The organism is Rhodococcus sp. SGAir0479, from assembly GCF_005484805.1.
GTDB lineage: Bacteria > Actinomycetota > Actinomycetes > Mycobacteriales > Mycobacteriaceae > Prescottella.
Genome location: NZ_CP039432.1, coordinates 3,930,787 through 3,939,575, shown reverse-complemented (window position 1 = coordinate 3,939,575; position 8,789 = coordinate 3,930,787). Strand labels below are relative to the sequence as shown.

Here is an 8,789-nt window from a genome sequence, read left to right as displayed (position 1 = left end):
CGCCCTACGGTTGCTGCACGAGCCGACGTCGCAGCCACGAACCGATCCCGTCGCGGGCGGTCCGCGCGATGGCCGTGGGGTGCCCGGTGAAGCCGTGGGGCGACGCGGGGTAGATCCGGAGCTCGACGTCGTTGCCCGCCGCCGAGAGCCGCGCGGCCATCGCCAGGTTGTCCTCCAGCAGCACGTCCTCGCTCCCGACGACCAGCAGCGCCGGCGGCAGGCCGTGGAGGTCGGCGTAGATCGGGGAGATGTCCGGGTCGGTGCGGTCCTCCACGTGGCCGACGTACGCCTGGATGAAGTACTCGTCGGCGATCCGCCGTCCGGGTGGAGTCTGCGCACTCACGTCGTACGTGCCGAACTGCAGGACGGCACAGACGAAACCGTGCCCCATGTCGCGGTCTCGCAGCCGGAGCAGTGTGGCCGCCGCGAGCGTGGCTCCCGCCGACCGTCCCCCGATGGCCAGTCGGGACGTGCCGAAGCGGGTCTCGGCGTGGTCGAGCAACCAACGCGCGGCCGCCTCGCAGTCGTCGGGTGCGGCCGGCCACGGGTGCTCGGGTGCCAGCCGGTAGTCCGGGCTGACCACAACCAGCTCGAGATCCTCTGCGAGCGCACGATTGCGGACGTCGTCCGCCGCCGCGGTGCCCATGTAGAAGCCGCCACCGTGGATGTCCAGGTACACGCCTCGCACCCGGCCGCTGCTGGGCGTGAAGATCCGTAGCGGCACCGCGCTTCCCGTGCCGTCGGCCACCTCCTCGGTGGCTGGTGGCTCGGCGGGTGCGGGAGGGGGCGTCGCCGCCCGTGCCTCCATCAGCTCCTCGCGGCCGGCGGGACCGCGGCCCGACGGCCGCGACCGGTAGAACTGCCGGGTCTCGTCGATCTGCTCGGTAGGCACGGTGGCCGTCACATCCTCCAACGCGAACCGCACGCGTCCCCCTCCCCGTCGGAACTGTCGAGATCATCGGCGCTCCCGGACGCTACCCGTCGACCGGGCAGTCGCCCGTCCGCCGCTCCGAGGACGTCGGAGGGAGCCGAGACGGGCTACCGACTGGTTTGCCGCCGCACGATCTCGTCGATCCAGATGGGCGCGTAGGGCGAGGTGCAGTTGGGTGGGGTCGGGTAGTCCTTCAGAACCTCCAGGCGTTCCCCGATCTCGATCGCCCGGCTCCGGTACCGGGGATGGTGGATGCCGATGGTGGCGAGGCACGCGTTCATCGCCCACTGCAGCCGGTCCGGTGCGTCCTTCATGTCGGTCTCGATGACATCGAGGAGGCCGGACGGATCGAGCCCGTCGGGCGACTTCGCCACGCGGTCGCTGGTGAGCGCCCAGCCGGCGCTCGCGACGACGGGGTCGGGATCGTCGAACCACGCGGTGCGCAGGGCCTCGACGTGCGGGCTCTTCTTGACGACGTAACCGAGCAGCCAGTCGTGCACCTTCGGCACTCGCGCCTCGCGGAGCATGGTGTCCAACTCGGACTCGCTGTACGCCTTGGGTCGGCTGACGAGGATCGCGACGAGGCGGGATGCGGTGTCACCGGTCGCCCACAGCTGGCGGGCGAGCTCGGGCTGGGTCCGGAGCCGCTTGGCCAGCGCCCGCAGCTTGGTGAGGTTCACACCGTGGTCGTCGCCGTGCCGCTCGTTCACGGCGCGGATCTTGGGATCCTCGAGGGCCGTGAGTTCGGCCTGCACCTCACCGACGGTCGCCTCGGGTGTCGAACCAGTGGCCACGACGATCTCCTCTACGGGTTCGCTCAGGCGCCGACGTACTCGGCCAGGTGCTTGGCGGTGAGCGTGGAGCGTGCCTCGACGAGAGCCCGCGGTGTGCCCTCGAAGACGATCCGCCCGCCGTCGTGTCCGGCGCCCGGACCGAGGTCGATGATCCAGTCCGCGTGTGCCATCACGGCCTGGTGGTGTTCGATGACGATCACGGACTTGCCGGAGTCGACCAGTCGGTCGAGCAAACCGAGAAGGTTCTCGACGTCGGCCAGGTGTAGGCCGGTGGTGGGCTCGTCGAGGATGTAGACATCGCCCTTCTCGCCCATGTGCGTGGCCAGCTTGAGGCGTTGACGCTCACCGCCGGACAGCGTGGTGAGCGGCTGACCGATCTTCACGTAGCCCAGTCCGACGTCGGCGAGGCGGGTGAGGATCTTGTGTGCCGCGGGCAGTTTCGCGTCACCGGAGCCGAAGAACTCCTCGGCCTGAGCCACCGACATCGTCAGCACTTCGCTGATGTCCTTGCCGCCGAACGTGTAGTCGAGGACCTCGGCCTGGAAGCGCTTGCCCTCGCACACCTCGCAGGGCGCGGAGACGCCCGCCATCATCGCCAGGTCGGAGTACACGACGCCGGCGCCGTTGCAGTTGGGGCACGCCCCTTCCGAGTTGGCGCTGAACAGCCCGGGCTTGACGCCGTTGGCCTTTGCGAACGCCTTCCGGATCGGCTCGAGCAGCCCGGTGTAGGTGGCCGGGTTGCTGCGCCGCGAACCCTTGATCGCGCCCTGGTCGATCGACACCACACCGTCCCGACGGGCCACCGACCCGGCGATCAGCGAACTCTTGCCGGACCCGGCGACACCGGTCACCACGACCAGGACGCCCAGCGGGATGTCGACGTCGACATCGCGCAGGTTGTGGGTGGCGGCGCCGCGGATCTCCAAGGCGTTCGACGACTCTCGCACCGACGACTTGAGCGCGGCACGGTCGTCGAGGTGCTTGCCGGTGAGCGTCCCACTCGCACGCAATTCGTCCACGCTGCCCTCGAAGACGATCTCGCCGCCCTCGGTACCGGCGCGCGGCCCGAGGTCGACGACGTGGTCGGCGATCGCGATGGCCTCCGGCTTGTGCTCGACCACCAGCACGGTGTTGCCCTTGTCCCGCAGCTGCAACAGGAGATCGTTCATGCGCGCGATGTCGTGCGGGTGAAGGCCGATCGTCGGCTCGTCGAACACGTACGTGACATCCGTGAGCGACGACCCGAGGTGCCGGATCAGCTTGGTGCGCTGCGCCTCTCCGCCGGAGAGGGTACCTGCCGGGCGGTCGAGGCTGAGGTAGCCCAGGCCGATCTCGACGAACGAGTCGAGAGTCTCGCCCAGCGATTTCAGCAACGGGGCGGCGGACGGTTCGTCCAGTGCGCGTACCCAATCGGCGAGATCGCTGATCTGCATGGCGCAGACGTCGGCGATGCTGACGCCGTCGATCTTCGACGACCGTGCCTCGGCGCTCAGGCGTGTGCCCTCGCACTCGGGGCAGGTCTGGAACGTGATCGCGCGGTCGACGAACGCCCGGATGTGCGGCTGCATGGCCTCACGATCCTTGGACAGGAACGACTTCTGGATCTTCGGGATCAGGCCCTCGTAGGTGACGTTGACGCCGTCGACCTTGACCTTGGTGGGCTCCTTGTAGAGCAGATCGTTCAGCTGCTTCTTGGTGAACTCGGCGATCGGCTTGTCCGGGTCGAAGAACCCGCAGCCGCGGAAGATGCGGCCGTACCAGCCGTCCATGCTGTAGCCCGGGATCGTCAGTGCACCCTCGTTGAGGGACTTGCTGTCGTCGTAGAGCGCGGTCAGGTCGAAGTCGGAGACCTTGCCCATGCCCTCGCAGCGGGGACACATGCCACCGGTGACACTGAAACTGCGCCGTTCCTTGACCGTGCGGCCCGCCTTCTCGACGGTGACGCCGCCGGCACCGCTGATGGACGCGACGTTGAACGAGAACGCCTGCGGCGAACCGATGTGCGGCCTGCCGAGGCGACTGAACAGGATGCGCAGCATCGCGTTGGCGTCGGTCGCGGTACCCACCGTCGACCGCGGGTTGGCACCCATCCGCTCCTGGTCGACGATGATGGCCGTCGTCAGGCCTTCGAGGACGTCGACGTCCGGGCGTGCCAGCGTCGGCATGAAGCCCTGCACGAAGGCGCTGTAGGTCTCGTTGATCATCCGCTGTGATTCGGCGGCGATCGTGCTGAACACCAGCGAGCTCTTGCCCGACCCGGAGACACCCGTGAACACCGTGAGCCGCCGCTTGGGAATCTCGACGCTGACGTCCTTGAGATTGTTCTCGCGGGCGCCGTGCACGCGGATGAGGTCGTGGCTGTCGGCGGCGTGCAGGGTGTTCGAGCTCATGGTGTCTCCATCTGTCGAGCGGGGGCGTGTGTGCAGGTGAGCGCTGTGACCCCACGCTAGATGCGGCTCGAAGCCGACGCTTCTCTATTTCTGATCGGTCGGGTCACCTGCTTCGCCACGCACGACGGCATCCCGGCGGTCGCCCCCGTGGCCTCCTGCCGGTAGACGCTGGGCGGCACACCGACCAGTTCGGTGAACCTGGTGCTGAACGTGCCGAGGGACGAGCAGCCCACCTCGAAGCAGACCTCGGTGACACTCAGGTCGCCACGACGGAGCAGCGCCATCGCACGCTCGATCCGCCGGGTCATCAGATACGAATAGGGGGCCTCGCCGTACGCGAGCCGGAACTGGCGGCTGAGGTGCCCGGCCGACATGTGCACCCCGCGCGCGAGCGCCTCGACGTCCAGCGGCTGCGCGTACTCTCGGTCGATCCGGTCGCGGACGCGACGCAGGCGCGCGAGGTCGGCCAGGTTGGGCGTTGCCGCGGGTCTGCTGGTCACGGACGTGATCGTGCCACGTCACTCCGACGATGCCCAGTACCGAACGAGATCGTGATCGGTCAGCGGGACGAGCAGTCGATGCACGTGCGGGTCGCGGGCAGCGCGTCCAGTCGGGGCCCGGCGATGGCGCGTCCGCAGTGGATGCAGACGCCGTACGAGCCGGTCTCGAGTCGGCCCAGCGCAGCGTCCAGCTCCTCGATCTCGTGCCGCGCGGAGGCCAGCAGCGCCGAGACCTGTGCCCGTTCGAACGCGATGGTCGACCCTTCCGGATCGTGCTCGTCGTCGTCGGTGGTGAATTCCGACCCCTCGACGATCTCGCCGAACCGGCGGGTCAGGGCCGCGGCGCGACGCTCGGCGTCCGCGCGTTCCTCGGTGATCCGGGCTCGATGATCAACGTCGTCCATGCCTGGGACAACAGGGCGGGCGGCGCGGATCTTCCCCGCGGTGGCGCGGACCGAACCGATGTACCTCACCCCGGTCCGATCGAGTTCCGGAAAGAATTTTCTCCGACGTGTCGATCCGCCGTCTTCCCGTTCGACGTCGTCGATGAGAGGGTCGGTTGGCGACCCGGACGAAGGAGCGGAACCGATGAAGTACATGCTGATCATGCGCGTCACCGACGAGGCGATCGAGGCATCGAAGGACATCCCGTTCGAGCAGATCATCGAGGACATGGGCAAGTACAACGAGGCCATGATGAAGGCCGGCGTACTGCTCGCGGGTGAGGGGCTCTCGGATGCCGACGAGGGCTTCGTCGTCGACTTCTCCAGCGAGACACCGCTCGTCACCGACGGTCCTTACGGGGAGACCAAGGAACTGTTCAACGGCTTCTGGATCCTCGAGGTCGCGTCCAAGGAGGAGGCCGCCGAATGGGCCAAGCGCGCGCCGCTCGGGCCCGGCACGAAGCTCGAGGTGCGCCGGGTGACCGGCGTCGAGGACTTCCCGCAGGACAACGAGTGGATCCAGAAGGAAGAGGGCTGGCGCGACGAGCTCGAGGGTCGCAAGGCCTGAGCCGATGGCACGGACCCCGACGGAGCGCGGCCCGGACCGGTCGGAGTCGGTGCGGCGCTCCGTCGCGGCGGTGTGGCGGATCGAGTCGGCCCGCATCGTCGCGACCCTCACCCGGACGGTCGGCGATTTCGGTCGTGCCGAGGACCTCGCCCAGGAGGCCCTGGCGGACGCGTTGGCCCAGTGGCCGGAGACCGGGGTCCCGGCCAACCCGGGTGCGTGGCTGACGACGGTCGCCAAGCGCAAGGCGATCGACGGGTGGCGGCGGCAGGAGCGCTACGACGCCCGCCTCGCCGCGATCGCCCACGATCTCGGGACCGAGGCCGCCGACAGTGACGATGTGCCCTGGGATCCGGACCGCATCGACGACGACGTGCTCCGGCTGGTGTTCGTGTCGTGTCATCCGGTGCTGTCCCGGGAGGCGCGGGTGGCGTTGACGCTCAAGGTGGTCGGTGGCCTGTCCAGCGACGAGATCGCCCGCGCCTTCCTCGTGCCGACGTCGACGGTGCAGCAGCGCATAGTGCGCGCGAAGAAGACGCTGGCGGCGGCGAAGGTCCCGTTCGTGGTGCCCGAGCGTGCAGAGTTCGGCGAACGTCTCGCCGCCGTGCTCGGGGTGCTCTACCTCGTGTTCAACGAGGGGCATTCGGCCAGCGCCGGCGACGACTGGATGCGCCCGGAACTGAGCCGCGAGGCTCTGCGGCTGGCTCGTGTGCTGGCCGAGCTGGTTCCCCGCGAGCCGGAGGTGCACGGACTGGTGGCTCTGATGGAGCTCACCGCGGCCCGGTTCCCGGCTCGGCTCGATGCGAACGGCGACCCCGTGCTGCTCGCCGACCAGGACCGACGCCGCTGGGATCGAGGAGCGATCACCCGCGGACGGACCGCGCTGACGCGGGCGGACGCACTCGGCCGCGGCCGGGGCGCCTACGCGTTACAGGCGGCCATCGCGGAATGCCATGCCGTCGCGGCCTCGGTCGGCGACACCGACTGGGAGCGAATCGTGTTGCTGTACGAGGCGCTCGGCCGGCTGGCCCCGTCACCCGTCGTCGAGCTCAACCGTGCCGCGGCGGTGTCGATGGCGGTCGGGCCCGCGGCGGCCCTCGAGATCGTCGATTCGATCGTGGCCGACGGACGGTTGGCCGGCTACCGGTTCCTGCCGGCCACACGGGCCGAACTCCTCACCCGACTCGGCCGGACGGCGGAGGCGCGCGTGGAGTTCGCGGCCGCCGCACGCCTGACGGCCAACGAACGGGAGCGGCGCCTCCTGCTGGACCGCGTCGCGGCGATGTCCCCACCGGACGACGGCCGGGATCCCGCTCTGTAACGCCGCCCTCCCCGTTCCCGACGTCTCCCATGACGTGACGCGAGGTAGGGGGGGTCTGCCCACGCGTGTTCGGTGAGTCGGGTGTGGGGAGTGGACATGACAATTCGCGACGTTCTCGGGCGGCATCCGCTCGCGACCAGGGTGCTGACCCCGGTTGCGCTCGGCATGGCGCTGTTGGTGGTACTGACGTGGGCACTGTGGTCCGCCCCGCCCCGCACGGTCGACACCGAGCTGACGGCCTCGACCACCGACTGCCACGACATGGTGACGTTGTCGATCGCCGGGCGCGGTGACACCCCGCGACCGGGCACGACGAAGATGCTCGTGGACGCCGACGGCCGCGAGTTGCCCGCCGCGTCGGCCGACGACTACGTGAGCACGTGGATCGATCAGGCCTCCAGTGCGCCACTGAAGGCCGTCGCGCCGGGTTCGTATGCGGCGATGTACATCTCCTACCCGGCCGACATGTCGAGTTACGAGACGTCGGTGAGCACCGGCGTCGCGAACACCGAATCGGTGATCAAGGCGATCCGCGCGTCGTGCCCGGACACCAAGTTCGCGATCGTCGGGTACAGCGAGGGCGCCGACGTCGCCCGCCGGGTCGCCATGAACGTCGGTCATCAGGACGCGGACACGAACGGTGAGTACGGCATCGTGGATCCGGCGAACGTCGTCGGGGTCGTCATCCTCGCCGATGCCGGACGCGACGCGGGACAGGGCCCGTTCCCGGGGGCGAAGAATCCCTTCACCAACCCGGACGGGTTCGACGTGAAGTACCAGAACGGCAAGAACCCCGTCCCCGGTCAGGGCGCACTGCCCGACACGGGCGGCTCCGACTTCGGCGCGCTGGCCGGCCGGATCGCGTCGTTCTGTTCCGACGGCGATCTCACCTGCGCTGCGCCACAGAATATTTCGCTGCTACAACTGGTGGTGAACGTGGGCCGGCAGCTGAACGTCGACGCGCTCGAGCGGGAGCAGTTGACGGTCGCGACGGGTATCGACGTCGCCACGGTGCTCTCGCGCATCGCGCTCGACGCGTTCGCGGACATCCGGTCGCAGCCCGACTGGATGCAGAGCGACGAGACGTTCCTCGACGTGCTGCTGAAGGTGTCGGATCCGTCGTACACGCGTCCGACGACCACCCCGACGACGAGCCCGGTGGCCGCCGACCCGTCCGCTCCGTCCGACGTCTCCGCGCCCGCGGCCGACGACGAGGATTCGATCACCACCGAGAAGATGTCGCCGCTCGCCTACCTGCCGCAGAAACTGTTCAAGGAGATCGTCGGCCTGATCGTGACGAATCAGAACACCATCCCGGTGATCATGAGCGATCCGTACCAGCTGACGTTGGCGCGGGACATCGGACACCACTTCGACTACTGGCGCGACGCCGACCCGGCGACGGGCCGGCCGCTCACCTCGGCCGACTACGCGGCCGCCTGGCTGACGTACCTGGCGAAGCAGGCGCAGAGCGGCAAGCCGGTGAACTCGTCCGCGAAGCCGAGCGCGGCGGAGCTGTCGGCGGCGCTCGACGAGGTCGCGTCGTCGTCCGCGGCGGCGTCCTCCGCCGCTCCCACGTCGGCACCCGCCGCCGCACCGTCGACGCAACCGTCCACGCGGCCGGTCGCCGAGCCGGCCCAGCCGGTCGTCACCGAGGCGCCGGCGGCAGATTCCCAGGCGCCGGCCCCCGGCCCGGGCACGGACGTGGCCGGAACCGTCGCGACCGAGACACCGCTCCCGACGGAAACTGCGGCGCCGCAGGCGACGACCACGGCGGCCGTCCCGACCACCACCGCTGCACCGACGTCGACGCCCGCCACGGCGTCGACACCGCGAGGCTGACAC

The 8,789-nt window shown here is 69.4% G+C and carries 8 protein-coding genes; 3 read left to right on the top strand and 5 right to left on the bottom strand.

All coding sequences use genetic code 11. The annotated features are described in order from the left end of the window. Positions 1-4 precede the first annotated feature (4 nt). The 5 genes from E7742_RS18215 to E7742_RS18195 form a co-directional block, all read right to left on the bottom strand. The gene (locus E7742_RS18215) at positions 5-925 is read right to left on the bottom strand and encodes an alpha/beta hydrolase (RefSeq protein ID WP_137800228.1); all 921 of its coding nucleotides are present in this window, start codon (positions 923-925) and stop codon (positions 5-7) included. Positions 926-1,038: 113 nt separating this feature from the next. Continuing rightward, positions 1,039-1,725 carry a DNA alkylation repair protein gene (locus E7742_RS18210; protein ID WP_137800227.1) on the bottom strand — a complete coding sequence of 229 codons (687 nt, stop codon included), beginning with the start codon at positions 1,723-1,725 and terminating at the stop codon, positions 1,039-1,041. Positions 1,726-1,748: 23 nt separating this feature from the next. Next, positions 1,749-4,115: an ATP-binding cassette domain-containing protein gene (locus tag E7742_RS18205; RefSeq protein ID WP_137800226.1), complete on the bottom strand. Its 2,367-nt coding sequence runs from the start codon at positions 4,113-4,115 to the stop codon at positions 1,749-1,751. Positions 4,116-4,171: 56 nt separating this feature from the next. After that, a complete protein-coding gene (locus tag E7742_RS18200; RefSeq protein WP_137800225.1) occupies positions 4,172-4,615 on the bottom strand; it encodes a helix-turn-helix transcriptional regulator in 444 nt (147 codons plus the stop codon). A 59-nt stretch (positions 4,616-4,674) separates the two neighbouring features. Beyond that, entirely contained in the window at positions 4,675-5,019 is a 345-nt protein-coding gene (locus E7742_RS18195) for a TraR/DksA family transcriptional regulator (RefSeq protein WP_137800224.1), read from the bottom strand. Positions 5,020-5,203: 184 nt separating this feature from the next. On the opposite strand from E7742_RS18195, the gene E7742_RS18190 reads away from it, so the two are divergent. The 3 genes from E7742_RS18190 (at position 5,204) to E7742_RS18180 (ending at position 8,786) form a co-directional block, all read left to right on the top strand. After that, entirely contained in the window at positions 5,204-5,626 is a 423-nt protein-coding gene (locus E7742_RS18190; protein ID WP_137800223.1) for a YciI family protein, read from the top strand. A 4-nt stretch (positions 5,627-5,630) separates the two neighbouring features. Then, positions 5,631-6,944, top strand: a complete 1,314-nt coding sequence (locus E7742_RS18185; RefSeq protein ID WP_137800222.1) for an RNA polymerase sigma factor — start codon at positions 5,631-5,633, stop codon at positions 6,942-6,944. Positions 6,945-7,040: 96 nt separating this feature from the next. Next, positions 7,041-8,786, top strand: a complete 1,746-nt coding sequence (locus E7742_RS18180) for a cutinase family protein (protein WP_137800221.1) — start codon at positions 7,041-7,043, stop codon at positions 8,784-8,786. Positions 8,787-8,789: the final 3 nt, after the last annotated feature.